Raw genomic sequence first — 26,561 nt, 5'->3', positions numbered from 1 at the left:
CAATCCACCAACTTCTTCTTTAAATTTAGACAGTGGCTTATTGCGCAGTTCCTGAGCTAATTGATCGTCTTTTGCAATATCAGCTAGTTTTTTAACAAAAGAAGTTTTGTTCTTTCCTTTTGCTATCTGCTCATTAATATAACGAACTTTACTTACAGTGAGCGTATCACAAAAATCTTGTAGATCCTGATAGTCTTCACCACTTAGAGGTTGTCCGGAAACAAGTAAAAGGCTATAATATCTGAAATTTTAGTACGGGGTAAAGATGAGAAAAAAGTATCCAACAGATCTAAGCGAAAGGGAATGGGCAAGAATAGAAAAACACTTCAGAGTATCATACAAGAAAGGAGGAAGGCTGCCAAAGTATAGCAAAAAAGAAATATTAGAAGCAATTTTCTATGTATTGCGTACAGGGTGTCAATGGCGGTATTTACCAAATGATTTTCCGCTATGGAAGACTGTGTATGAGCAGTTCAGGCAATGGAAGAAGCAGGGAATTTTTGAGAAAATGAATTATGAAATTACAAAATATAGTAGAAGAAAAATAGGAAAGAATGAGCAGCCGAGTGCCTGTATAGTAGATAGTCAATCTGTAAAGACTACAGAAAAGGGGGATCAAAGCTATGATGGAAGTAAAAAGTAAAAAGGGTAGAAAAAGGCATATAATTACAGACACTCAGGGTTTTATACTAGGTTGTTACGTAGGCGCTGCTAACGAAAATGATAGAGATGGTATTAAAATAGCATTAAACAATATGAGAACAAAATATACTAAAGTTAAAAAATGTGGGCTGACATGGGATACCAAGGAAGAAATTTAAAGAATCACATAAAGGAAGAATATGACATAGATATTGAAATTGTTAAAAGGCCTCCATGTAGATTTTGGGTGCACAAAGATACGCCACCTGAGCTACTACCAACAAGAGAACAAGGGTTTAAAGTACAGCCAAGAAGATGGGTTGTAGAAAGGACTTTTGCTTGGGTTAATAGGAATAGAAGGCTATCGAAGGAGTATGATTTACTCACAACATCCACTGAGAATTTCATATACCTAGCTATGAGTAGGGTTATGTTAAAGAGGGAATATGCTTGAATTTACTAGTTTCCGGACAACCTCTGATATGCTGCCAACACTTATGTTCAAATTAAAAATGTCATTTATGATACTAGCCACTTCACGCTTTGAGTTTTTGTAAAATTCGCTGAGTGCTGCAATTATAGACTTAACCCTTGGACCAAATGTATCTGGCGTAACACCTTCTGGTAACTTGCTACTTTTTCTTTTTCTGCATCTCCAACAACGACCATGTTCCAATTACTACATAAGGCCTAATTTCCGGAAGATCAACTTTTTGGTGAACATAAGGTTTTTCGCATATTACAAGCTCTCCTCCGCATTCGCAAATATTAGGCAACTCTATTTTTACTACTTTATCCGCTTCCATTGTGGCATGAAAATTTCCTTTATGCCCAACCTGATCGCCAACATTCCTTTCGCTTTTTGGCTTGTCCTTTTTTATTTTGTATAGCTCTTTTGAGCTGGGCAGGGATGAGTTTTTTGAATTTAAACCGAGCCTTTCCTTTAATTCAGCGTTCTCTATCTTTAAAGCTTTATTTTCTGCTTTTAAGTTTTCTATCTCTGCTTTCAGTTTTTCTATTTTTTGCTGTAAATTTTTGCAAAGTTCTCAAAGGTTTACCACATTACCTCACTTTTGCTCTATGATTATCTTTATTATCTTGCTTTGTCTACCTTATTCTACCACTCCGCTGAACGGATACAATTTACTAAACAGAAAAAAAGGCAAAAGAAACCCTAGGGTAGCTAGTTATTCACTATCCATTTTTTAAGTTGGCGTTTTTTAATGTTTTAAATAGCGCATTTCAGCTTATATTAGGTAAAAACCTAGAAATTTTATAAAGAAATAAGGTGCACATAGTGCAAAAAATTAAGCATGATTTACGCCAAATACATTAAGTTTTTTGTCATTAATCCACTGCAGAGATTGCGAAGATAAATAAATAGCTTCAGTGTTATAATAAGGGGGCTGGCGAAGCTTGTCAAGGAAGTTTTTATGATTTATCTAACGAACTTTACACTTGCTAAAGTTGTACCATCTTGGTAACTTTAACTGAAAGAAGTTATTTTTTATCCAATATGAAAAAAGCCTTTATATTCACATCCTTAATAGCAATTATATTGATAGTTATTACTTATTTATACAGAAACGACGGAACTAATGACTCACAAGTGGTAAATGTTTATTCATCGCGCAAAGAAGAATTAGTACGTACTTTGTTTGATGAATTCACGAAAAATACAGGTATTAAAGTACGTTACATCATTGATGATTATTCTCAGCTACTTTCACGAATGGAAAACGGTGGTGAAGCTGACTTATTTTTGACTGCTGATGCAATCAACTTAATTCTAGCAAAAAAAAGAGGACTTTTATCTCAAGTAGATTCAGAGGTTTTAAAAAGTGTTATACCTGCAAGATTTAGAGACAGTGAAGATTATTGGTTTGGTCTTACAAAAAGAGCTAGGATATTGGTTTACAATAAAGAGTCAGTAGACCCTAAGGACTTAAGTACTTATGAAGATTTAGCAAATGAAAAATGGAAAGGAAAAATATTAGTGCGTTCTTCTACAAGTCCATATAACAGATCGTTAATTGCTTTTATGATTGCAAATAATGGTTTTGAAAAGACGAAAGAATGGGTAAGCGGAATTGTGAGCAATATGGCAAGAAAACCAAGTGGTGGTGATACTGATCAAATTTACGCCGTAGCAGCGGGTGAGGGAGATGTTGCAATAGTAAACAGCTACTACTTTGCGAGAATTCTTTCATCAGAAAATAAAAAGAATGTTGCAGACAAGCTAGGGGCTTTTTTTCCTAATCGCAACGATCACGGTGTAATGGTAAACATCAGTGGTGCAGCAGTAACAAAAAACGCAAAAAACAGGGAAAATGCTATAGTCTTATTGGAATTTTTAGTAAGCAAGCAGGCTCAAGAGTTATACGCTAAAAAAAACCAAGAATATCCTATTATTGAAGGCGTTGAAACTTCCGATATACTAAAATCTTGGGGAAATTATTCACAAAGTGATTTGCCTCTAAGTGAACTTGAGAAGCATCTTTTTGAGGCTGTTATGATAGCGGATGAGTGTAAGTGGAAGTAATCCCCAGCGCCACTAAACATTGGGATGAAAGATTTATGCTAATATACCTTACTCTTGACTCGCTGAACTTTTTCTTCCTTCTAACTTAATTTTGACTTTACTATCTTTTTCCGTTCTTTCACCAAAACAATTGCTGCACAAGAAGTCTATTGAAAAAAGGTAATAAGAAAGTAGAATAGGTTCAAGTAGTTGAAAAGGAAACTATGAACAAGAGAAGGAATTTGTTAAACATCTCAGACCTTACAGTCGATGATGTAGAAAATATAACTAAGTTGGCCAACCAGTACCTTAAAAAAGAAGTTGCAAATAGTCATATCTTGGAAAATAAGACAGTAATAAATTTATTCTTTGAAGATTCAACGCGTACACTTGCGTCTTTTGAAATAGCAGCAAAAAGCCTTGGAGCAAATGTTGTAACTTTGCCAATAAGATCTTCTTCTATTAACAAGGGAGAAGATCTAAAAGACATGATCAAAACATTAAATGCAATGAATCCTGATTACATAATAATCAGGCATAAAAGTAGTGGTATCATTAATACACTGGCAAAGTATGTTAACTGCTCGCTAATCAATGCAGGCGATGGAAGTAGTGAACATCCAACTCAAGCTCTTGCAGACTATCTTGTAATCAGCAATCACAAAAAGCAAATAAAGGACCTCAAAGTTGTGATATGTGGAGATATTCTGCACAGTAGAGTTGCAAGATCAAATATAAGATTGCTAAAAATGTTTGGAGCAGAGATAAACTTGGTCGCACCACCAACTTTGATTTGTAAGCATTTTCCTGAAGTAGATTCAGTCCATTATTCATTAATTGAAGGTATAAAGGATGCTGACGTAATTATGCTTTTGAGATTGCAGAAAGAGCGCATGAATAATAGTTCTTCAGAGAAAGAATATTTTTATTTGTATGGACTTGATTCACAAAAGCTATCATACGCAAAACCAGATGCGATTGTTATGCACCCAGGGCCAATAAACAGAGGGATTGAGATTAGCAGCGATGTAGCAGATTGTGTTATTTTACAGCAAGTAGAATTTGGATTGGCAATACGTAAGGCAGTGTTGCACTATTATAGGCCTTGCTAATATTAAAAGATGCTACACAACTAATGCAAAAAGGGGGGGCATGAAATGACAAGGCTTGTAAATGGTTTGAGAATGGCCATTAAGATGTTAAGGCCGAGGATATGGTGTGGAAGTTTTTACGAAAGCCTGAAGTCAATCAACAACCTTGCAGAACGGCAAATTAGACGGCTATCGTAAAAACAGCTTTTTCACCTGGTCGGAACATGGAGAAAGATTTGTGGAAAGAATGTTGTCGATATTTTTGACATCACGTCTCAATGGCCAAAATCCCTTCCAAAAGTTACGACTGCTTAGTTCTTTATTCATTCTCACAATCCGTGAACGGTTACAACCTAGATTCCAGTGGGCTTTGTTGCATCGCTAGCTATGATGGATTAAAGATAAAAAAGATAGGGAATATCAGTAGCTTATTATTCTGGTATTTATAACAAGAACGGTCAATGAATACCTAAATTTGAGTAAAAGAAATTTCACTACCATTTACCAATCCGGCTAAAATTCAAGAATTTCAATGCTTTAGCTATTTTCAATAGAATTAAATTTATTAATATAAATAACAAATTACTATTCTTAAATTTGATCAGATTGATTGCAAAAAACAAGATTTTCAATAGGTTGCTTATAATCCTAACTATAGTTAGCCTTTCATAAGTAGCGATGCAACAAAGCCATTCCAGTGTCAGCTACTTTCATAACACCATATTACCTTAACAAAAGCAAATGTTCGTACAGATGTGCATCAGCTACTTTCATCTGCCACCTGCAAATTGCAATGTTCGTACAGTTATGTGTCACGCTACTTGGATGACACCGTTGAAAGAAATGAACCGCCTTTTCAAAATTGTTTTGAATAGAGGAATAACATTCACAAGTAAAATTTCATATTACCATTTTTTAATTTATGTATTATAATAAGCTTAATCTATAAGCAAAACAAAGTTGGAAAAGTTGGAAGAACTAAGCAAAAACTGGGTGATAAGAACGGGAAGATTTTTATCTTCATTGTTTTTTTTACTGTTGATTGCGCTATCAATACGTAGTTTTTTATTCGAGCCATTTCATATACCTTCTGGTTCAATGAAAAGCACCCTACTTGAAGGGGATTACATTTTTACTAGTAAATATTCATACGGTTACAGTAAACACTCCTTTCCATTTTCTCCAAACATTTTTAGCGGCAGGATTTTTTATACCCCTCCAAAGCGTGGCGACATAGTAGTTTTCAAACCCACAAGAAATGACAGCATCAGGTTTGTTAAGCGAGTAATAGGAACACCAGGTGACAAAGTGCAAATGATAGAGGGAGAATTATACCTAAATGATCAGAAAGTAGAGCGAAGGCAAATTGAAAGTTTTTTTGATTATGAGTCAAATCGTAACATACCAAGATATATAGAAACGCTTTTAAGTGGCAAGGAACATGAGATTTTGGTAGATGACATTTCTAATAAGCTATCATATAACACTCCGGTTTATTATGTACCTAACGATCAATTTTTCGTTATGGGAGACAATAGAAATAATTCTTTAGATAGTAGGTTTCCTGAAGTTGGTTTTGTACCAATGGAAAATATCATTGGGCGTGTAAGCATAGTTGGTTTATCATTTAAATTAGGAAAGGTCGATTGGTTACCATTTAATTTCAGGTTACCTGTTGCTTTGAGATTAAATAGGGTATTGCACAAGGTTGTGTAAGCTTTTTCTACCTATTTGTTAATTCACACAACTCTAAAGAAGAATTTTCTAACTCGGCGATAGTGTTGTTAATTTCATTCAAGTCATTGCCTTGTAAAGCGTTTTTTGCATTTTGTAATAGGTTTTTCAACTTTTGATCAGTGGAAAGGTTATTATTGTTTTCAACCAAGTGTATGAGTTTATTTCCATTAATTTTAGCACCTGCAAGGGAACGAGCCTTCATATCTTCGTCAAAACTGTTTATTGACTGGTTAACCATATTTTGAACATCAGCTTCACTCAAGCCAAAACTTGAATTTACTTTAACTGTCTGCTCAATTCCAGTAGTTTTTTCTCTTGCAGTAACAGTCAAGATTCCGTCAACGTTAACTGTAAATTCTATTTCAACTCTTGCAGAACCTGCAGGCAGTGGCGGTATACCTTTTAGTTCAAACTGCGCTAGAGATTTGTTATCCTCTATCATTTCACGCTCTCCCTGACAAACATGAATTTTCATTGCTGTTTGCCCATCAATATAAGTTGTAAACTCTTTTGTTTCTGAAACTGGCAGTGGCGTATTTCTTGGTATGATTTTTTCAACTATGCCTCCCATAGTTTCTATGCCAAGTGATAGAGGTAAAACATCCAGGAGAATATTCCTATCTTTTGAGCTCGAAGTTAAATCATGAGCCTGCAGAGCTGCCCCAATGGCAACTGCTTTATCTGGATCCACGTCATTTAGTACTTTATTTCCAAAGAGTTTGACTAGTGAATTTTGAACCAATGGTGTTCTAGTTGCACCACCAACTAAAATTACTCCTTTTATATCATCAATTTTAAGATCTATATCACTTATAGTACGAGTGACTATATTGATAGTCTTATTGACCAAAGAACTGATTGCCTGCTCGAATTCTTCTCTGGTAATTTCGCACTCAAATGGCTTGCCGTTAACATTAAATTCGAAGATACCTATAGTGTGATTGCTTAGGTACTCTTTCACAGAGTGTGATTCGATAAGTAAGGAATTTAGTTGCTTAGCCGTCTTTTCTCTATACTTATCAATCACAATTGAACTCAGCAAATGATCAAAATCATCACCGCCGAGTTTGGTATCACCACCAACTGCAAGAACTTGAAACACTCCTTGATGCAATTTCAATATCGAAATATCAAATGTTCCACCACCAAGGTCATAAACTGCATATATTCCACTGTTATTGTTCTTTTCAATGGAGTAAGAAAGCGCTGCAGCGGTTGGCTCGTTAACGAGGCGAAGAACTTCTATGCCAGCTAATTTTGCTGCATATTTAGTTGCGTTACGTGCTGAATCGTCAAAGTAAGCTGGCACAGTAATTACTGCTTTTTTTACTTCCAGCCCCTTAGACTTTTTTACCCTCTCACATAAAGCTTTTAATATCTCAGCAGAAATCTCAACAGGAGTAAGATACTTTTCCTCCGAATATTTTACTCTAATAACTTTTTCACTTTCGTTATCTATTTCAAAATAAACACCCATCTTGTTCAAATCTTTAACACTTTTACCCATTAAACGTTTTATTGAGTGGATTGCATTTGAGCCAACATCATAGCCAGTTTTCAATGTATTATTTTCACATGAAATGATAGAAGGTAATAGCTCTCTTCCCTGTTCATCTTTAAATATCTCCACGTTGCCAGCTTTATTTACCATAGCAATTAAAGAGTTGGTAGTGCCAAGATCTATACCAAAAACTACTTCATTTGAATTTGGTTCAGAAATTTGAATTGGTTGCATTTTTCTTCATCTCCTCAAATGACTTGTATAAATATTTCAATCTTAAGACTTGTGTAGCAGCTCTATCAAAATTCTTTACAGCAAAAGTGTTAATTAGATTTTTAATGCAACCTTTTATTTTTTCATCGATCATCCTACTTGCAAATTGTAGATCGTCGCAGTCTAGTAAGTACTCTCTTATTTCCATTGATTCACTTAATATTTCAGAATTTAAGTGGTCCTTTTGGCTTTTCACATTAAAAAAATCCAGCAAATGCTCAGCACGTTTTAGCGGTGACTTTAGTATCTGATAAGCTCTGTTAATATTTTCCATGTTTTGGGACTGTCTTTCATTTATATCAGTCCTGCTTAGCTCAATATATTTTTTCTCTAACTCATCAAAGCTGATATTGAAAGCTGGTTCAATTTCAAACAATGCAAAATAGTTGCTAGACATGAAAACTCTCTCCACAACCACATTTTCCTTTCTCATTAGGATTTTTGAAAACAAAACCCGATGAAAATTTTTCTTCTACATAATCCATTTCAGAGCCAAGAATAAACATGACGGATTTTGGGTCGATCAACACTTTAACTTTTTGGCCATCACTACAGTTTTCTTCAATTACCGACTCTAAAGGACGAGTATCATATGCATATTCAATATCATATTTTAAACCAGAACATCCTTTTTGCTTAATTAGCACTCTTATTCCTATTGCTTCTTCCGGTTTCTCAAGGTTAGTATGCTTCTTTTGGTCCAATAAATACCTTATCCTTTCTACTGCTTCCGCAGTTATAGTGATAAGTTTTTTATTCTTTTTTACAGTTTCACCTCCGCCTACTTCTTGATATTCACCCATGTTCGTAGCTTCTTAATTCTTTTGTTTACTTTGATAGTCATGAATAGCAGCCTTTATAGCATCTTCAGCAAGTACCGAACAGTGTATCTTCACTGGAGGTAAAGACAACTCTTCCACTATTTGAGTATTCTTTATCTGTGTAACGTCACTGATGGTTCTTCCTTTTATCATCTCTGTTAACAAGGAACTTGAAGCAATGGCAGAACCACAACCAAAAGTTTTAAATTTTGCATCTTCAATAACACCTTTGTCATTGACCTTTATCTGCAATTTCATTACATCACCGCACGATGGTGCACCAACTAGGCCAGTACCAACATTTGGATCATTTTTATCCAGAGAGCCAACATTCCTTGGATTTTCGTAATGATCTAAAATTTTCTCATTATAACTCATAAAATTACCTGTGAACCGCTATTCTACATTATAACATATTTAGGTTAAAAACTAAAGTAAAATACACTCAAAAAGTGTAATTTTTGTAAGGTAAAATTGTAGTTTTTGAGTGCATTTTACTTTACAAATTCGCGTAGTGCATGTCATTCTTTATATTGTAATTAAGTTTATAATTTAAAAAGGAGTATCCCTTGAGTTTGTTTAGTAACCTTTATCAGGGCCTGTTAAAAACTTCTTCTCGCTTTAGCGACGGGGTGAAAAGTATTTTTTCTGGCAAAAAAAAATTAGATCAGTCACTTTTAGATGAATTAGAAGAATTGCTAATTAGTATGGATATTGGTCATAAAACTTCCAAGTTGATTATCGATAGGCTCACAAGCATCAAATTTGACAAGGAAGTTGAGTATAATACCATCACACAGCAGCTAATGAGCGAAATAGAATCGATATTGAACCCTGCTGTGCAACCGCTAATTTTAAACAAAAAACCACATATAATAATGGTATGCGGAGTAAATGGTAACGGTAAAACCACGACTATAGGTAAGCTCGCATATAAATATAAGGAAATGGGAAAATCCGTTATGCTTGTTGCATGCGACACATTTAGAGCTGCTGCTAGTGAACAATTAAACATTTGGGCAGAACGTTCTGATTGCTTGATTGTTACTGGAGAGTACGGTAGCGACTCTGCAAGTGTGGCATATAGAGCTGTAAGTCAAGCTATAAAAGATAACGTTGATGTTGTTCTAATTGACACAGCAGGAAGGCTGCAAAATAATGTGAACCTTATGGAGGAGTTATCAAAAATATATAGAACGATAAAGAAATTGGATGACACTGCCCCTCATGACGTTATTTTAGTTCTTGACGCAACTACCGGCCAAAATGCTTATAGCCAATTAGAAGCATTTAGCAAAATGGTTAATGTTACCGGGCTAATCGTAACAAAGTTAGATGGCACTGCTAAGGGCGGAGTGGTAATTGGACTTGCAGAAGCTTATAAGATAAAGTTACATGCTATAGGAATTGGCGAAAATATAGAGGACTTAAGGGAGTTTACTAGCAAAGAATTTGCTGAAGCGTTATTTAATTGTAATTAAAGACTTCTCTTAATTCCCTTACGTGACCAAGCTTGATTATTTCAATATCATGAGAAGAATAGTTACCATTTTTAGGCATAATTGCTTTTTTGAATCCTAACTTTTGTGCTTCTTTTAGTCTGAGATCAGCATGCGAGATGTTCCTAATTTCTCCTGAAAGTGCAACTTCACCGCAGATTATTGAAGAAGTTGGCAGCGGTAAATTTACTATACTTGAAATAAGGGAAGCAGCAACAGCAAGATCAGCCGATGGTTCCTGTATTTTGAGTCCCCCTGCAATGTTTAGGTATACCTCTTTATCATGCAAAAATATTTTGCAACGAGCATTTAGCACCGCGATGATCATAGCCAATCTATTAATATCCCACCCAACTACTGCCCTTCTTGGGGTTGCCATATTAGTCCCTGCTATTAATGCTTGCACTTCCATTAAAATTGGTCTTGAACCTTCAATTCCTGCAAATACGGCGCTGCCAACTACTTCTCTGTCATGGGCCATCAGAAACAATGATGATGGATTATCAACAGGCACAAGTCCTGCTTCAGACATCTCAAAAACACCAATTTCATTTGCAGGGCCAAATCTATTTTTAATAGTACGCAAAATGCGATATTGATTGCTATTTTCACCTTCAAAATATAATACCGTATCCACCATATGCTCCAGAGTTTTGGGTCCAGCTATTTGTCCATCCTTAGTTATATGACCAACTATTAAAAGAGAAACACCATATTGTTTCGCAAGAATAGTTAATTCATGTGCGCAAGTACGAACCTGAGTTACAGTTCCTGGTGCCGATGTAATTCTGCTATCATACATTGTTTGTATAGAATCAATTACTAAGAATTTAATACTTTTGTTTTCCTTTATTGTTGCTACTACATCAGTTAAAGACACTGTAGATAAAAGCTTAATTTTAGGTTCATTTATCTTAAGACGCTTTGCTCTGAGACTCACCTGCTCTAAAGACTCCTCGCCGGATACATAAAGACATTCAAAAGAGGAAAGTTGCACAACATTAGCTGCAATTCTAAGCAAAAGGGTGGATTTTCCAATACCAGGTTCGCCACCAATTAAAATGCTAGCACCTTGAACGATACCCCCACCAAAAACTCTATCTAATTCTTCTATTCCTGTTAAAAAACGACTTGGAGTGATAATTTCGCTACCCGATAACGTCTTTATTAAAATTGGTGCAGATATACTTCTTTTGCCCGTTTTTACTGCTATTTCCTCAACAATTGTATCCCAATTGTCACATGCGATGCACTTCCCTACCCACCTACCAGTGCTGTGACCACAGGATTGACATACATATACAGTTTTCATCAAAGCCAAAATTATTTTGTTGTAATTGTAATAAAAATTAGCTGAATATGCGAAGTAAATCTATAGCTAACCCAAGAAAGGGTTCCCTATGTCATACCGCGATTCATTCGCGGTATCTCAAAGCATAGATCCCGCTAACACGTAGCGGGATGACGGTTGTCGTTTAGCTGCAAACGTTAAGAAATTTACCAAATGAAAAAAAGGCAAAAGAAGCCCCGTGGTTATTATCTGCTTTAAAATATTGGCGTTTTTTATGTTTTAAACGCTTGACAAGCAAGATTAAGCTGCTTTTAATTGCAACTAACTTACGCTGCAAATGTTTAAGAAGTTTACTAAGCAGAAAAAAAGACAAAGAATCCCCGAGTTAGCTAGTCTTTTACTATCTCTGTCGAGTATTGGCATTTTTTGATGTCTTGTAACGCTTTATAAGCGCGTTCAGCTTATTTAGATAAAAATCTAGATGTAGATGAAGTTTTGTAAAGACATACAGTATCTATACACTGCAAAAAATTGAACATAAGACGCCGATACATTAAGTAATCCTTACCTTTTAATCTGCAGATTGGCGAAAGCAAATACAATAGCTTCACTATCATGATAAGGGCGCTGGCGAAGGGTGTCAAGTAAGTTTTTTGTTTCTATTCCCAATGTTATATGGTTATGTAAGAAGTCTAATAGCAAATTTTTAAGTTCCTCTTTAACTCTTTAACCAGCGGGCTCGCATGAGGAGAGGAGAGTAAAGGTCCTCTTCCATAGATATCTTCACACTTTTTTCTTCTTCTGTAGTTGGCGGACGAGTAAGAAAGTGAATCTTTGGTGCGCCACTAATTATTGCCATTGGTGTTTGCTCCGCCCCTTCTCCCATAACTAAAACAGCAGACGTTGCCAGCGCATCAAGAAGATTGACTTGTGTTACTTGCAGTGGTTGATCATAAAGATCTGGCTTGCCTATATAGGAATAAAATGGTTCAAATCCACACCAACCAAGAGCAACGCCCGTAACCCCAAGGCGCATAGGTGTTATGTTACTATCTGTAATCAAAATACCAAGATATTTTATGCAGTGTTTTGTCTTGAGATAGTTCCATATTGATAGAGCTGTTTTCTGAACATCCTTTGGGTATAAAATATACATTTCATTACCATTTGATTCATCAATACCAGCAGATGGAATTAAGATATTGTCTTTGATTGTTAAATAGATGCCGTAAGAATTATGGTCTACATCAACAATTGCATCAGCTTCTCTTTTGATTAGCTCTTCTTTAGAACAAGCAGTTTTGCAAACCACTTGTTTTTGACAAATAGAAATGATTTTTGATGTGATAGCAAGAACAACTTCCTCTCTTAGCAACTCTGAAACATAGCGATCAAGAACCTGCTCTAATACTTCTCCACATTCAATGCGGTGGGTATAAATTGCTTCAACATGCATATTAACGTGTCAGCTTGCATATAGTATAATCTTTCGTTTTGGTGAGAATAGTTTTATGCCATCCATCAAGAAGTGTTAAGTTGAAATATACATCACCTTTATAGGGTTTGTGAATTTCTGTTATGGTAAATTCTGAGATTAGATCATACTCCAAAAAAAGATGCGCTATTTGTGCTCCACCAATCATGAAGACTTTAGAATTACTTTGGATTGACAAAAACTCTTGCATAGAAGAAATAATAGTGCATTTTACTCCTCTGTTAAAACAAGAATTTAATTTGTCACGAGAAAAAACAACAGGGATACGATTCCCTAATATGTCTTGAGGCATAGTTTCAAATGTCTTTCTCCCCATAACAATAACTTGTTTTTCAGTCACCTGACGAAAATGATCTAACTCACTTGGATAATGCCAGGGCAATCCATTATTTATTCCAATTACCCCCTTGGGATCAACAGCCATAATTCCGATAACTATCATCCCTGTAAAGCAGCTTGAGCTACAAAAAATCGCATGTGATCACGCACATTATGCACTCGAAGGAAATCAACCTTGTTGTGTAATACAGATGATGTAGCAATTGTTTCTAAATCTCGGTTAAAGACAGGTTCTGTAGAAAAAGAAGAAATAAATGACTTTCTAGAATGGCCAACCAGAACTTTGCAGCCAAAATTTTGTAACGTTTCTATACTGCGTAAAATCTGGATATTCTGGTACATAGATTTGCCAAAACCAATACCAGGATCAATAATGATCGAGCTTTGATCAAAACCTAGAGCTAGTAATCTATTAATGTTCCTTTCTGCCCAATTATTTATGGTATCAATTGGATCAATGTCACTTGGGATAATGTTGTCACTATGTGGTGGTATGGAGAGTGAATGCATAATAACGATACTACATCCACTGCTAGCAATCGCTTTTAAGGTATTATCATCTAGATCTCCCTTCTGATCGTTTACCCAGGCAATGTTGTAGTGCTCCAAAACATTCAAAATAACATCTGGCCAGAAACTATCAATGCTGACTTTAATGTCACCAACTTTCATATACTGATTGAGATTATCAAGCACTGGTTTTAAGCGTGCATATTCTGCTTTTGGAGTTTGTATTGAGGAGCCAGGTCTTGTTGATTGAGCACCAAGTTCAACTATGCTTGCACCATCTGATAACAGCCGCAGTGCCTGCTTGGTTGCTTGATCTGCATCATAATAAAGACCACCATCTGAAAATGAATCAGGAGTAATATTGACAATACCTACAAGCTCTGGTGAAAGCGTAAAACTCCTTAAAAAGCAATCCTTAATGTTAGGGTTAACAGTACCAAACGTTTTGTTAACTACTGCCATAGGGTTCAGCATTGTCATCAAGTGAAGCAAAAATGGTCTGTTTATCAATTCTGGGTGAGGAATCTTAAGGTAGGGTGTATCAAGTGTCAGGTCATCCCATAACAAAATATCCAAATCAATAACGCGAGGTGCCCATTTTTCATAGACCTGCAGACGGCCAATGTCACATTCAATTTGTTTAAGGCCCTTTAACAGCTCTTCAGGAGAAGAAGAACAACTTCCATACACAACCATATTTAGAAATGGCCTGTCCCACCCAGGTGAAGCATCATTTGGTAAAATAGCCTTAGTTTCCAGAATAATTGAAGATTTTAAATTTTTAAAATAGCGCTCCTGCAGTAACTGAGCAGCCTTTTGTAAATGGGAAAAGCGATTTCCTATATTTGAGCCAACAGAAATGTAAATCATTCTTGCAACGCATTACGATAAGTAAAGAAAACACCTCCATGCACACTGGGGACAGGTGGTGCAACTTTGTGAATAGTTACGCCTATAGAAGAAATAATAAGCTTTTTTTGCATCACAAGGTTATTAATGGTCCTGTATATATCATGAGTTAAATGCTCGATTAAGTTGAATTGCTTGCTTTGAACGAGAGATTGAATACTCTGAACTACCTCCAAGTAGCATATAGTATCCTCAAGCCGGTCAGTTGTAAGTCCTAAAGGGGGGGATTTAAAGGTAAAATCAATATTAACACTAACTAATTGAGAATGATACTTCTCTTCTGCACTATAGCCTAAATGAACCCAAAGCCGTAAGTCAGATATAAGAAGATTACATGCAGACATTGCATTCCAACATCACTGAGTTTGAGCTACTTACAACTACTAACACACGCTAGCATTCATCATTCCATCAAGAAAACCCCACAAGAGCCTTGCTCCCTTTTGAGCACCCTGCATAACTTTATCTTGCTCTTTTTCATCTAGATCTTCAATAAGATTTGCACATTCCTCAGAATGCCATTCATCAGCATGCATATGGACCGTAAAAAATTGAAGAGAACGCTCATCACTTATTGAATAGTGTTTTTTTAAACCTTCAATTTTAGACTTGGAAACCTCTGGAGTTTGACGTTCGTAAGCGTACAAGGCTCCAAGACCTGCTGCAAAACCTGATCTTACAATGTCAAAGTAACCATCAATTAATTCTTGTGTCTCCTTAATCTGTGCACTTTCACGAAGATCAGATCGCGCAACGCCAAGCCCTTCAGCAAAACGTTTCCATAACTCTGGATGATTTTCATCACCTTGTTCCTCTTCTATTAAATTACCAAGTAAAACCTGTCGCATTTTTAGATCTGGGCACAGAAAATGTATACCACTGATGTAACGAGGAAACGCAGCAACATGGTGATAATATTTTTTAGCATAGGTTTGTAAAGCTTGCAAGCTTAAGCTTCCTGTATTCCATGATTGGTAGAATGGATGATTTAGTAAGTGCAATTCATCTAACTTGTTATTTAGAGACTTAGTAAATTCCATCATTTCCCCCATTACATTAATATATAGTTCATATACTATAGTTTTCTCATTGTTACGATCATGCTAACAATGGTGGGATTGGTAGGACTCGAACCTACGGCCAATTCGTTATGAGCGAACTGCTCTAACCGACTGAGCTACAATCCCTTTTATCAATATTTATAATACACACAAAAGCAAATTTGTCTATTAGCTTATTTCACTATCAACCCAACTTAGCAGATCATTTGTTGCACCAATTTTGCGTGCAATTTCCTTACCATCTTGAAATATAATCAAAGTAGGTATAGATTGAACCCCATACTTACTTGGCACTTCAGTCCCTTCATCTATGTCGAACTTGCAGATCTTAATCTTGCCTTTTCTGTCTTTAGCCAACTGTTCAATACGCGGCATTAGACTTTTACATGGCCCACACCATTCTGCCCAAAAATCTACCAGAACAAACCCTTTATAGTCAGTGACTTCAGATTTGAAATTTTGATCATTTACCGGTGTAATATCATCACTCATAAAATACCTAAACTTAAAACGATTGCTTGTAAAATATAGCGTATCTATTAGCAGTTAATCAACTAAATTCTTACCGCAGAGCTTGAAAAATTGCCCTAAAGTGTTTTGCACAAACAAAAAACTTCTATTACATCTGGTGGTTAAAGATATCCACGTTTTCCCAACCCATTAAGTCTAATTCAATACGAGTAGGAAGAAATTCAAAGCACTTTTGGGCCAATTCTTTTCTATTTTCACGCTCCAGCATTAAGTCTAGCTTTTCCTTTATACTGTGGAGATACAAAACATCAGATGCAGCATAACTTTTTTGTTTGTCTGTTAAATTTTCATTTCCCCAATCAGAAGATTGCTGCTGCTTATTTAGTTTGGTATCAAGCAGCTCTAAGCACAACTCTTTTAAGCTATGATTATCTGTGTAAGTGCGAACTAAACGTGAAGCTATCTTTGTGCAATAGCACGGAAGTGCCCAAGTTTCCAAGTAATAACGTATTATGCTCACATCAAATCGCGCGAAGTGAAATATTTTAGTTATATTTTTATCCTCTAATATTTTTCTTAAATTTGGCGCTGTATAATCGTTCTTGAGTTGAACTAAGTGAGCGTTGCCATCATTAAAAGAGAGCTGCACAAGGCATAATCTATCTCTGCTATGAAGTAGCCCCATTGCCTCGGTATCAACAGCTATAGACCTTATATCATCTGGTATTGAACTAGCTGGCAAGTCGTCTTTATATAAAAATATTCCCATAAAATTAATACATTTTTTGGCACAATTGAAAACCTATGATAATCAAAAATGAGTCTTAAGTATACGAAAAGATCATAGAAGGAACCACGCAAATTTATGGGCTCTCACATTTTTCGTGTACACAGGGTTTACAAATCGCTGTATATGCCTATAATTAAGTAAATTTAGGTTAATTTAATTGCGGGAGTAGCTCAGTTGGTAGAGCGCAACCTTGCCAAGGTTGAGGTCGAGGGTTCGAACCCCTTCTCCCGCTCTTTGCTTTCAAAATCATTTCGTCAAAAATCCCTTGACAAACTCCGCCAGCGCCCTTATCATGATAGTGAAGCTATTGTATTTGCTTTCGCCAATCTGCAGATTAAAAGGTAAGGATTACTTAATGTATCGGCGTCTCATGTTCAATTTTTTGCAGTATATAGATACTGTATGTCTTTACAAAACTTCATCTACATCTAGATTTTTATCTAAATAAGCTGAACGCGCTTATAAAGCGTTACAAGACATCAAAAAATGCCAATACTCGACAGAGATAGTAAAAGACTAGCTAACTCGGGGATTCTTTGTCTTTTTTTCTGCTTAGTAAATTTCTTAAACATTTGCAGCGTAGGTTAGTTGCAATTAAAAGTGGCTGAATCTCGCTTGTCAAGCGTTTAAAACATAAAAAACGCCAATATTTTAAAGCGGATAATAACCACGGGGCTTCTTTTGCCTTTTTTTCATTTGGTAAATTTCTTAATATTTATGGCTAAACGACAACCGTCATCCCGCTGCTTGTTAGCGGGATCTCTTGTTAGCGGCTGAGATACCGCGAATGAATCGCGGTATGACGTAGGACTGCTGTCATTCCAGCGCGTGACGCTGGAATCCAGTTCTTATTACCTGGTGTAAAGTTAAGTTTCCTGGATCCCAGTGTCTGGGCACTGGGATGACAAGAAAGAGGCTACTTGGATAACAGAAGAAGGAGGCTACTTGGACAACACCCTGACAACCATCATCCCGCTACGTGTTAGCGGGATCTGGAAATACCGCGGCGGTATGACGTAGGACTGCTGTCATTCCAGTTTGGAATCCAAAAAAGGATGATGTCATCCCAGTGCTTGACACTGGGATCCAGCTTCTGTGCAACCTCATCAAAAACATTCATTTAGTATAAACTTTCCATGCTAGTTTGCTTGCTTACAAGCAAACTTTCCTGGATCCCAGTGGGCTTTGTTGCATCGCTCAAGTGAAAAGAACTGGCAGTTACTGACAAAATTCATTATAAATAGCCATTTAACTGTTGAAGAAAAAATATGCCACAAAAAATGAGAGTCAGTAACTGCCATGAATATAACAAATTTCTCCAAGAAAGAGGAAGCATTTTTTGTTATATCAATGACGCCATAGAAAATTGGTACGAGAATTGTCCAAAAATGCAGGGCGGCAACTATATTTATAGTGATAAAGTTGTGATTTTGGTGCATATAATCGTCAGTTTCTTTAGAATTGGTTTAAGACAAACAGTCGGGTTTATAAAAGGGTATTTGCAACAAATAGGAAGAGATTTGCAGCTATTCACAAGCATCAAAAGAAACTTAATATTAAGATAAATGATTGCAGAATTGATAAAAATATAGCTCTTTCCATAAAAGTCCGGATGTGATAGGATAAGGGTAGATGATGATAAGGAGGTTGAATGCCAGCAGCATATAGTTATGATTTAAGAAAAAAAGCAATGGAAGCGCTAGACGAAGGAGAAAGCAGAGAAACAGTGGCAGCAAGATTTAAGATTGGACGAACTACTTTATGGGAGTGGCAGCAAAGAAGAAAAGAAACAGGAGACTTTCAATCAAAAAAACTTGGAAATGGGGGTTACAATCACAAAATTACCGACTGGGATACCTTTGCCAAATTTGCCAGAGAACACGGAGGAAAGACTCTATCGGAAATGGCTAAACTTTGGAACAACGTTAGTATCCAAACGATCTATCGAGCCCTTAAAAAAATTGGATTTACGCGCAAAAAAAGACATATGGATACAAGGAAAGAAACGAAGAAAAACGTGCTGAATTTTTGAAAATTATAGCGACAAAAGAACCTAAAAACTTAGTGTATATAGATGAGTCTGGCATTGATAACACCGAACTACGGATATTGCCAGAAAGGACAGCGGTTTTATGCCTTAAAATCTGGAAAGAAAACTCAACGAATCAGTATGGTTGCAGCCTTAAGTGGAAGAAAGATAGTTGTTCCGTTAACCTTTGAAGGCCACTGTAATATGGATGTTTTTAATGGATGGTTTGAGCAATTTTTGACACCGATCTTGGAACCTGGACAGACTGACCTTACCCAGAAAAAGTGGAGAGAAAGAAAAGAGTTTTTTTGGGTAAAATAAAATTTTGGAGGATTAGAAATGGCAAGAGAATATACGGCAGAATTCAAATTGGAAGCTGTTAAACTGGCAAATGAACAAAGAAAGGCAGGTCAAACAATTACAAAAATAGCAAAGGATTTAGGAATAAAGGGTGGTTTATTAGGAAAATGGATAAAAGAAACACAACGAAAAAAAGTCGGCAGCAGATGCATTTCCAGGTAGAGGTAACATGGCTCCTTACGACAAAGAGAGGTTTGATTTACAAAGCAAGAGTAACAAGGGAAAGAGACATTTAAAAAAGCCCTAGCCAGTCAAAAAGAGTAAAATATTTTTTATATAGTAACTGCTATAAAGTACAGGAATTATGTAGGATTTTCTGCTAGTGGCTACTATAAGTGGACCACAAGAAAAATAAGCAGTAGAGAATCAGCAAATAAAGAGCTACTCGCAGCTATTCAAAAATATATCAAGTTTCTAAATGTAGATATGGAGCTCCTAAAATTCATGCTGAATTGAAGGCTTTGGGTAAAAGTTGCAATTTGAAAACGGTGCAAAGTATTATGCAGAAAAATGACATCAGGGCTATACTGAAAAGAAAGTTTAAAATTAAAAAACAACAAACAGATAATAGAGCTGTAGCTCCCAATATACTAGATCAAAACTTTATTGTTGATCAACCAAATAAAGTATGGGATTACTTATATAAAAACCAAAGAAGGATGGCTATATTTGGCAACAATAATCGATCTATATTCACGCATGGTAGTTAATGAGCAGTTCAATAAATAAACAATTGGTTATGGACTCTTTATTAATGGCCGTTAACAAGCGTAAACCTGCCAAAATCTACTATTACATAGTGATCAAGGTTCACAATATACTTCGCAAGGTTATCAATATCTCTTATCCATAAAAACATAGATGAGTCATAAAGGTTGTTGTTACGACAATTCTGTTGTGGAAAGCTTCTTTAGCTCATTGAAAAGAGAAATACTTATTGATACTTCACAACACTCTGCTCAACAAACTAGAACTGCAATATTTGAATACATAGAAATTTTTTATAACAAACAACGTCACTATTAACTATTGCATTCCTGAGCATTTTGATTCATCATTCTCTTTGTGAAAAACATTCCAAACTTTCTCTCCACTTTTTCTGGGTAAGGTCAGTCAGCTACTTGGATGACAGGGGAGGGAGGTGCTACCCTGACAATCGTCATCCCGCTACGTGCTAGCGGGATCTAGAGATACCGCGAATGAATCGCGGTATGACGGTCTGCAGCGGTATGACGTAGGGCTGCACTAGCTATATCATGCATTTTATTAACCGACACTATAAACAATATCCTTACAATTATGAGATTGAACCACAACTTGCTCAAGCGTTAAGCTGCTGCGTTTAGCGTCTTTATTGTGATTTTCCCCAAGAACATTTGTTCTTTCTCGTTTTATTTCCTCAATGAATTTCCCATTAACATCTTTAGGATCAATCTCTTCTTCAGAATATATAAGGTTAGTGCAATTTATTTTTCTATAATAATGCACGCCAAGACATATAATTGATAATGCAAGTATACCAGAACCTATAAGTAATGATAATCCTATGTTATTAGTCAAAGGGTTTTGGTAAAATTTTTGTACACCATTAACACCATGTGTTGCAAGTAGCCCTAGAGGAAACGCTATATTTGCAGCAACTACACCAGTAAATAATGCAGTAAATATTGGTCTGTCGTTAATTACTGATTTTATTTTATTAGTTCTAGTAATTACTTTTTCGTCAATGTTAGTGAAGCCTTGTTTAGCTTCCCAAGCATTAAGTACAAAATTTGAATGAGTGCTATTGCTATATTCCAGTCTTACAGATTTTATAGCTTTATCTTTTGGCTGGTGCTCCAACACCTCAGCTAAAATTTTATCCGCATCTTTTTTTTGAATGGAATGTTCTTCAGTATCTATAAATTGCCTTGTTGCAAAAAATATTGGACCAATTGCAAGCAATGCAGCAAGTGCGATAACTGGTATAGTGATATATTTTGGGCTGTTTGTAAAAAATGCAATAAATTTTGCTTTATCTTGTAAATATAATAAAGCTGCAGATATACTGAGTATAATAGCACTTGCAGTAAAAATTATAAAGCCCTTCTGCTGCATGGAATACTTTGCTCTTGGCAAGAATCTGTTTGTTTTTTTATTTGTTGTGCCACCTACATCAGAATTTAGTGACAAAGACTCTTCAGAGTCATCTGTCTTATATGATGGTGGAGAAGTTGAAGGTACATTGCTAAGTTTGTTACTTGATTCTCTGCTTAACCGTGTAAATGTTTTATCAGGATCATCAAATACTGTCTCTTGAGAAGGGGATCTGCTTAGAGTTGAATTTTGTGGCACGTCAACATGAGTTTCTTCACCTTTTGTTTCTTCTAGGGAAGGAGGTGATACTTGAATCTCAAGAGTTAACGGATCTCTTGAATTAGCATTGCTGTTTTTTTTCTCTTTAAATTCTTCCTCTAACAAAGCTTCTAAAGCTGTATTTTCATCATTTTTTTTCGGAGTACTTGTCCTAAGTGCTGGTGTTGGTAAAATTCCTGGTGTTATCTTGTCATCTTCACTTATTGATGTGGAAGAAATTAATGTTACTGTTTGTTCTTCATTTACTGGTCCAGGCATATTCACTCCAAAATTAATTACTATGCTGCATTGATTACGCTATAATTATTAAGATATAGTAAATACCAATTTACGGATAATTATTAGTATAGAAATTGTCTATCAAAGATTCTTTCATTCAGAGGGTAATCTTTGTCAAAAAGCAAAGTTATTGTGTTTTCGTGGTCTTTTTGTATTTTTATCTGTGATATATTATGAAACTCCTTGTAATCTGATACTACAAGTGCTGGACGGTTTTTTGTGTCGTTAATGTCAATTTGTACGATTGTATCGTTTGATATTAACGCTCCATTCCAATGCCTTGGGTAATAGCTATTGATAGAAGTGAGTGCAAGTAAATTTGAATTTAGCGGCAAGATTGGGCCACCGGCAGAGAAGTTGTATGCAGTGCTGCCTGTGGGGGTAGATAATATTACTCCGTCCCCTCTAAATTTTTCTACTTTTAGCTTATCATTAATAGTAATATTCATCTCTACTATTTGGTTCGCTTTTCTAAAAACGTATACTTCGTTTACTGCTATGTAATGATATCTCTTGCCACTTGTGTCTGTTGCTTCCATTTTTAGCAAAGTTAACTGAGTTGAAGTTGCATGCTCTATATGATCAATTAAATCTTCACTGCAGCTAAAGCATTTATTCATCAAAAACCCAACATTGCCAGTGTTTATCCCATACACATGCATGTTTTTATTTTCTATGACGTAATTGTGCAAAGTGCGTAGCATAAAGCCATCACCGCCAACAACTATCAATAGATCGATTTCGGACTTATTTTCTTCTGTTATATTGATAAAATTAAGTTTCTTTAATAGTTTAGATACTTCCTGCGATTTTGGTGATGGAAAAGCAACATAGCCTATATTTTTGTATTTATGCATGCTTCAGTAAACTCTCTAAAACTTAAAGAGGAGGAGAATTAGAAAATGCTTCCATATTTACCGTTAAACTTAGCTAATTTGCTAGTTTTACTTGTTAACCCGCTTGTCAAACTTCCAGTCCATGCAGGGTGAGTAAGAGGATCTCTATCAAGTTTTACCCTATCTCCCTCCTTTCCATAAGTGGAACGAGTTTCAAACTCTTGACCGTCTGTCATAACTATAATAATTTTATGATAATTCATTGTTGTTTATAAACTTTTAGTCAGCTAATATTCTAGTGAACTTAATTCACTAAGTCAATCATTATTCTAAAATATTGACAAAAAATAAATAAAGTAGTATATTTAATAAGGAATAAATAATAACTATCATGATTTTTGCTTTCCCCGGTCAGGGCTCTCAGTTTGTAGGAATGGGAAAGAGCTTATGTAGTGAGTTTTCTGTTGCAAGACAAGTATTTAATGAAGTAGATAGCATATTGGATGGAAAGCTGTCTCATTTAATCTTCAACGGTCCTATTGAAGAATTAACCATTACAGAAAACGCTCAGCCAGCTATAATGGCAGTATCAATTGCAATGCTACGTGTTATGGAGCATGTGTTTGGCAAATCTCTTTTCACTGATCACAATGTTAAATATGTTTGTGGGCATTCAGTTGGCGAATATACAGCGCTGTGTGCTGCAGGAGCGTTAACGCTTGAGTCTGCAATCAAGCTGCTGAAAGTTCGCAGCGAAGCAATGCATGAAGCTTCACTGAAATGTAAAGGCGGAATGGTTGCGTTGCTTGGAGCAGAGATAAATGAAGTGGAAGATATATTGAAATCAGTTCAAATTGACGGAATTTGTGAAATTGCAAACGATAACGGTGGCGGACAAGTGGTTATAAGTGGCACTAGAGAAGCTCTTGAAATGTTACCCGATTTATTCAAAAACTCGAGTGTGAGGAAACTAATTAAATTACAGGTTAGTGGGCCTTTTCATTCATCTCTTATGAAACCTGCTGATGAAAAAGTTTTGGAGTTTTTGAAGGGTATTAAAATAACCCGTCCTATAGTTCCTTTGATATCAAATGTTACAGCTAAAGAGGAGAGTGATCCCAAAGTTATAAAAACTTTACTCCCCAAGCAAGTTGTAAGCAGAGTGAAATGGAGAGAAATGGTTTTGTATATGTCAAGCCGTGGCATTAACAAATTTGTTGAAATTGGCCCTAATAAAGTTTTATCTAATTTGGTCAAAAGAATTGACCAATCTATCAGTACAAAAAATATAGATAGTATTGGTGATATTGACAGCTTCTTTAATGAATCATTAGTACTAACAGCGAAAAATTTAAAAGTTGGATTAAGTTAAAACACATCTATTTGATGTCATTCCGGTGCATAACGCTGCCTGGCTGGAATGACAGAGGGTAATGCAAGAAATCAACGAACTGCCTGTCATTTCGTTTGGTTTTTTAATTCCAAGTAGCTGTAAAATAGTAGGGGCAATGTCAGATAACCTTCCGTCTCTTAGTTTTAGATTATCGCAAGACACAATAAATGGCACTTTATTTAGAGTGTGTGCTGTATGAGGTGTATTATTTTCTTCATCGAACATACATTCCACGTTACCATGGTCTGCAGTAACAATTAATGCGGTGTTGCTTGACTTTTTAACAGCATTCAGCACTTTCGCAAGACAATCATCTACAGCTAGCACAGCTTTCTCGGCTGCTTTTATATTACCTGTATGCCCTACCATATCAGGATTAGCGTAATTTACAACTATCAGTGCGAATTCTTGGGAGTGAATTTTTTCTACAAGCTTTTCTGTGAGCTCGAAGGCTGACATTTCGGGCTGCAAATCGTAAGTTTGAACTTTTGGTGAGGGAATGAGTATTCTTTCTTCACCAGAGAAAGGTTCTTCTTTTCCACAATTGAAAAAGAAAGTCACATGAGCGTATTTCTCGGTTTCAGCGATACGTAATTGTCGTAATTTATTGTCTTCTATTGTTTGTCCTAGAGTATCAGCGAAAGAAGTAGGAGGAAAAATATAAGGAATTTTGAGATCTTCTTTATACTTCATCATACTTAAAATTGAAGAGAATTTTGCTACCTTAGCGTAATCTGTTTTGCCAAGCAAAATACTTGCTAATTGTATCATTCGATCAGCACGAAAGTTAGCCAACAGCACTCCATCTTCTGGTTTTATACCTTGATAATCACCTATTACTGCGGGCCTGATAAACTCATCAGTTATGTTATTTTGATAGTTATTCTCAATCAACGATACTGCATTATCATGACAAGGTGCCTTTGCAAATGCGATAGCCTCATAAGCTTCGATTGTTCTCTTCCACCTGTTGTCACGGTCCATAGCATAGTAACGCCCAGAAACAGTAGCAATTCTTGTGTCATTTCCCTTTATACTCTTTGTAAATTCTTGAATGCATTTTTTTCCTGAATTTGGCAATGTGTCTCTGCCATCTAAAAATGCATGTATCACCACTTTTATTCCATGCTGTGATATTTTATTTGCTAAAGTTGAAATATGCTTTTGATGCGAATGAACACCACCATCGGACACCAATCCCATTATATGGCATACTCCGTTCTTACTTTTTAGATCATTAATAAAACTTTGTAGATTTACATTGTTTTCTATTGTTCCAATCTCTTGATTAATGCGCTGAAGGCTTTGTATTACCACTCTACCACTGCCAATATTCATATGGCCAACTTCTGAGTTACCTATTTGACCACCAGGTAACCCCACATCAGCTCCACAGGCGGATAAACTGCATTTTGGATAATTAGAGCTAATATATTGCCAACAGGGTGGATTTGCGTTGCTGATAGCGTTGTATTTATTATTCTCTATTCCATTTCCCCAGCCATCTAGTATACATAAAACCACTGATTTAATGTTCATATAAAATCAACACTAGAATTTCACAGAGAAGAGCTCCCCGGGCCGGATTCGAACCAGCGACCAATTGGTTAACAGCCAACTGCTCTACCACTGAGCTACCGAGGAATAAACCGTTTTTAATTTACCATGTTGAACGTTGGTTGTAAACGTTTTTTGTGTAGACTTTAAGTCCAACTGACCCATAGAAACAAAAAAACTTACTTGACAAACTCCGCCAGCGCCCTTATCATGATAGTGAAGCTATTGTATTTGCTTTCGCCAATCTGCAGATTAAAAGGTAAGGATTACTTAATGTATCGGCGTCTTATGTTCAATTTTTTGCAGTGTATAGATACTGTATGTCTTTACAAAACTTCATCTACATCTAGATTTTTATCTAAATAAGCTGAACGCGCTTATAAAGCGTTACAAGACATCAAAAAATGCCAATACTCGACAGAGATAGTAAAAGACTAGCTAACTCGGGGATTCTTTGTCTTTTTTTCTGCTTAGTAAACTTCTTAAACATTTGCAGCGTAAGTTAGTTGCAATTAAAAGCAGCTTAATCTTGCTTGTCAAGCGTTTAAAACATAAAAAACGCCAATATTTTAAAGCGGATAATAACCCCAGGGCTTCTTTTGCCTTTTTTTCATTTGGTAAATTTCTTAATATTTATGGCTAAACGACAACCGTCATCCCGCTGCTTGTTAGCGGCTGAGATACCGCGAATGAATCGCGGTATGACGGTTCGCAGAGGCATGACGGTTCGTGGCAGCACGATAAGCTCGTCATCCCGCTACGTGTTAGCGGGATCTCTTGTTAGCGCCGCGGCGGTATATT

General features: G+C 36.0%; 22 protein-coding genes, 3 tRNA genes and 5 pseudogenes. 10 read left to right on the top strand and 20 right to left on the bottom strand.

Annotation, left to right across the window (positions count from 1 at the left end; all coding sequences use genetic code 11):
* The first annotated feature begins 265 nt into the window (after positions 1 to 265).
* Positions 266 to 1,096, top strand: a pseudogene (locus J4T77_RS04665) (IS5 family transposase).
* 24 nt (positions 1,097 to 1,120) lie between these two features.
* Here the strand turns inward: J4T77_RS04665 and J4T77_RS04660 are convergent.
* A pseudogene (locus tag J4T77_RS04660) lies at positions 1,121 to 1,661 on the bottom strand (DUF6444 domain-containing protein); the annotation flags it as partial.
* Between the two features lie 497 nt (positions 1,662 to 2,158).
* Between J4T77_RS04660 and J4T77_RS04655 the strand changes: the two are divergent.
* The 3 genes from J4T77_RS04655 (at position 2,159) to lepB (ending at position 5,970) form a co-directional block, all read left to right on the top strand.
* Positions 2,159 to 3,184, top strand: coding sequence for a Fe(3+) ABC transporter substrate-binding protein (locus J4T77_RS04655; RefSeq protein WP_010082338.1), 1,026 nt, complete (start codon positions 2,159 to 2,161; stop codon positions 3,182 to 3,184).
* A gap of 203 nt (positions 3,185 to 3,387) precedes the next feature.
* Complete coding sequence (locus tag J4T77_RS04650; protein ID WP_006280416.1) at positions 3,388 to 4,275, top strand: aspartate carbamoyltransferase catalytic subunit; 888 nt, start codon at positions 3,388 to 3,390, stop codon at positions 4,273 to 4,275.
* 948 nt (positions 4,276 to 5,223) lie between these two features.
* Positions 5,224 to 5,970, top strand: coding sequence for a signal peptidase I (lepB, locus tag J4T77_RS04645; RefSeq protein ID WP_010962911.1), 747 nt, complete (start codon positions 5,224 to 5,226; stop codon positions 5,968 to 5,970).
* 7 nt (positions 5,971 to 5,977) lie between these two features.
* On the opposite strand, the gene hscA is transcribed toward lepB, so the two are convergent.
* The 4 genes from hscA to iscU are packed head-to-tail and all read right to left on the bottom strand — an operon-like array spanning position 5,978 to position 8,964.
* Complete coding sequence (hscA, locus tag J4T77_RS04640) at positions 5,978 to 7,726, bottom strand: Fe-S protein assembly chaperone HscA (protein ID WP_190321405.1); 1,749 nt, start codon at positions 7,724 to 7,726, stop codon at positions 5,978 to 5,980.
* Positions 7,704 to 8,162, bottom strand: coding sequence for an iron-sulfur cluster co-chaperone HscB C-terminal domain-containing protein (locus J4T77_RS04635; protein WP_010962909.1), 459 nt, complete (start codon positions 8,160 to 8,162; stop codon positions 7,704 to 7,706). Before J4T77_RS04635 ends, hscA begins: the two co-directional genes overlap by 23 nt.
* The gene (locus J4T77_RS04630) at positions 8,155 to 8,568 is read right to left on the bottom strand and encodes a HesB/IscA family protein (protein ID WP_038199190.1); all 414 of its coding nucleotides are present in this window, start codon (positions 8,566 to 8,568) and stop codon (positions 8,155 to 8,157) included. Before J4T77_RS04630 ends, J4T77_RS04635 begins: the two co-directional genes overlap by 8 nt.
* 12 nt (positions 8,569 to 8,580) lie before the next feature.
* On the bottom strand, positions 8,581 to 8,964 hold the full coding sequence (iscU, locus tag J4T77_RS04625) for a Fe-S cluster assembly scaffold IscU (protein WP_007548853.1): 384 nt from the start codon (positions 8,962 to 8,964) through the stop codon (positions 8,581 to 8,583).
* Positions 8,965 to 9,155: 191 nt separating this feature from the next.
* Between iscU and ftsY the strand changes: the two genes are divergently transcribed.
* On the top strand, positions 9,156 to 10,067 hold the full coding sequence (gene ftsY, locus J4T77_RS04620) for a signal recognition particle-docking protein FtsY (protein ID WP_010962907.1): 912 nt from the start codon (positions 9,156 to 9,158) through the stop codon (positions 10,065 to 10,067).
* On the opposite strand, the gene radA is transcribed toward ftsY, so the two are convergent.
* The 9 genes from radA to J4T77_RS04575 all read right to left on the bottom strand — a co-directional run bounded on the left by radA (position 10,054) and on the right by J4T77_RS04575 (position 16,930).
* Positions 10,054 to 11,397 carry a DNA repair protein RadA gene (radA, locus tag J4T77_RS04615; RefSeq protein ID WP_190321406.1) on the bottom strand — a complete coding sequence of 448 codons (1,344 nt, stop codon included), beginning with the start codon at positions 11,395 to 11,397 and terminating at the stop codon, positions 10,054 to 10,056. The genes ftsY and radA overlap by 14 nt on opposite strands.
* A gap of 697 nt (positions 11,398 to 12,094) precedes the next feature.
* On the bottom strand, positions 12,095 to 12,832 hold the full coding sequence (locus J4T77_RS04610; RefSeq protein ID WP_190321407.1) for a putative folate metabolism gamma-glutamate ligase: 738 nt from the start codon (positions 12,830 to 12,832) through the stop codon (positions 12,095 to 12,097).
* Position 12,833: 1 nt separating this feature from the next.
* Positions 12,834 to 13,313 carry a dihydrofolate reductase gene (locus J4T77_RS04605; protein WP_190321408.1) on the bottom strand — a complete coding sequence of 160 codons (480 nt, stop codon included), beginning with the start codon at positions 13,311 to 13,313 and terminating at the stop codon, positions 12,834 to 12,836.
* Positions 13,310 to 14,590, bottom strand: coding sequence for a dihydropteroate synthase (gene folP / locus J4T77_RS04600; RefSeq protein ID WP_138317886.1), 1,281 nt, complete (start codon positions 14,588 to 14,590; stop codon positions 13,310 to 13,312). The genes J4T77_RS04605 and folP overlap by 4 nt, the downstream gene beginning before the upstream one ends.
* Positions 14,587 to 14,973 carry a dihydroneopterin aldolase gene (locus J4T77_RS04595; protein WP_007548841.1) on the bottom strand — a complete coding sequence of 129 codons (387 nt, stop codon included), beginning with the start codon at positions 14,971 to 14,973 and terminating at the stop codon, positions 14,587 to 14,589. The genes folP and J4T77_RS04595 overlap by 4 nt, the downstream gene beginning before the upstream one ends.
* Positions 14,974 to 15,012: 39 nt before the next feature.
* Positions 15,013 to 15,669, bottom strand: coding sequence for a CADD family putative folate metabolism protein (locus J4T77_RS04590; protein ID WP_190321409.1), 657 nt, complete (start codon positions 15,667 to 15,669; stop codon positions 15,013 to 15,015).
* Between the two features lie 70 nt (positions 15,670 to 15,739).
* Positions 15,740 to 15,816 (bottom strand) — tRNA-Ile (locus J4T77_RS04585).
* Between the two features lie 42 nt (positions 15,817 to 15,858).
* On the bottom strand, positions 15,859 to 16,182 hold the full coding sequence (trxA, locus tag J4T77_RS04580; protein WP_010962901.1) for a thioredoxin: 324 nt from the start codon (positions 16,180 to 16,182) through the stop codon (positions 15,859 to 15,861).
* A 127-nt stretch (positions 16,183 to 16,309) separates the two neighbouring features.
* Positions 16,310 to 16,930, bottom strand: coding sequence for a ribonuclease D (locus J4T77_RS04575; protein WP_190321410.1), 621 nt, complete (start codon positions 16,928 to 16,930; stop codon positions 16,310 to 16,312).
* 180 nt (positions 16,931 to 17,110) lie between these two features.
* On the opposite strand from J4T77_RS04575, the gene J4T77_RS04570 reads away from it, so the two are divergent.
* A tRNA-Gly gene (locus J4T77_RS04570) sits at positions 17,111 to 17,183 on the top strand.
* A 907-nt stretch (positions 17,184 to 18,090) separates the two neighbouring features.
* Here the strand turns inward: J4T77_RS04570 and J4T77_RS04565 are convergent.
* A complete protein-coding gene (locus J4T77_RS04565; protein ID WP_156768666.1) occupies positions 18,091 to 18,390 on the bottom strand; it encodes a hypothetical protein in 300 nt (99 codons plus the stop codon).
* Here J4T77_RS04565 and J4T77_RS04560 point away from each other — a divergent pair.
* The 3 pseudogenes from J4T77_RS04560 to J4T77_RS07580 form a co-directional block, all read left to right on the top strand.
* Positions 18,286 to 18,560, top strand: a pseudogene (locus J4T77_RS04560) (transposase); the annotation flags it as partial. The gene J4T77_RS04565 and the pseudogene J4T77_RS04560 overlap by 105 nt on opposite strands.
* 42 nt (positions 18,561 to 18,602) lie before the next feature.
* A pseudogene (locus J4T77_RS04555) lies at positions 18,603 to 19,247 on the top strand (IS630 family transposase); the annotation flags it as partial.
* A 72-nt stretch (positions 19,248 to 19,319) separates the two neighbouring features.
* Positions 19,320 to 20,409, top strand: a pseudogene (locus J4T77_RS07580) (IS3 family transposase).
* A gap of 197 nt (positions 20,410 to 20,606) precedes the next feature.
* Here the strand turns inward: J4T77_RS07580 and J4T77_RS04535 are convergent.
* The 3 genes from J4T77_RS04535 to rpmE form a co-directional block, all read right to left on the bottom strand.
* A complete protein-coding gene (locus J4T77_RS04535) occupies positions 20,607 to 21,953 on the bottom strand; it encodes a hypothetical protein (protein ID WP_190321381.1) in 1,347 nt (448 codons plus the stop codon).
* A gap of 83 nt (positions 21,954 to 22,036) precedes the next feature.
* Positions 22,037 to 22,831: an NAD kinase gene (locus J4T77_RS04530; protein ID WP_190321380.1), complete on the bottom strand. Its 795-nt coding sequence runs from the start codon at positions 22,829 to 22,831 to the stop codon at positions 22,037 to 22,039.
* Positions 22,832 to 22,869: 38 nt separating this feature from the next.
* Entirely contained in the window at positions 22,870 to 23,073 is a 204-nt protein-coding gene (gene rpmE / locus J4T77_RS04525; protein WP_190321379.1) for a 50S ribosomal protein L31, read from the bottom strand.
* 128 nt (positions 23,074 to 23,201) lie between these two features.
* Here rpmE and fabD point away from each other — a divergent pair, with 128 nt between their 5' ends.
* On the top strand, positions 23,202 to 24,182 hold the full coding sequence (fabD, locus tag J4T77_RS04520; RefSeq protein ID WP_190321378.1) for an ACP S-malonyltransferase: 981 nt from the start codon (positions 23,202 to 23,204) through the stop codon (positions 24,180 to 24,182).
* Here fabD and gpmI read toward each other — a convergent pair.
* Positions 24,174 to 25,742 (bottom strand): 2,3-bisphosphoglycerate-independent phosphoglycerate mutase, encoded by a 1,569-nt coding sequence (gpmI, locus tag J4T77_RS04515; RefSeq protein ID WP_190321377.1) that lies wholly within the window; start codon positions 25,740 to 25,742, stop codon positions 24,174 to 24,176. The genes fabD and gpmI overlap by 9 nt on opposite strands.
* A gap of 33 nt (positions 25,743 to 25,775) precedes the next feature.
* Positions 25,776 to 25,847: transfer RNA gene (locus J4T77_RS04510), tRNA-Asn, on the bottom strand.
* Positions 25,848 to 26,561 lie beyond the last annotated feature (714 nt).

Origin of the sequence: Wolbachia endosymbiont of Drosophila innubila (genome assembly GCF_021378375.1) — a bacterium.
Classification (GTDB): domain Bacteria; phylum Pseudomonadota; class Alphaproteobacteria; order Rickettsiales; family Anaplasmataceae; genus Wolbachia; species Wolbachia pipientis.
This window is presented reverse-complemented; position numbering and strand designations above follow the sequence as displayed.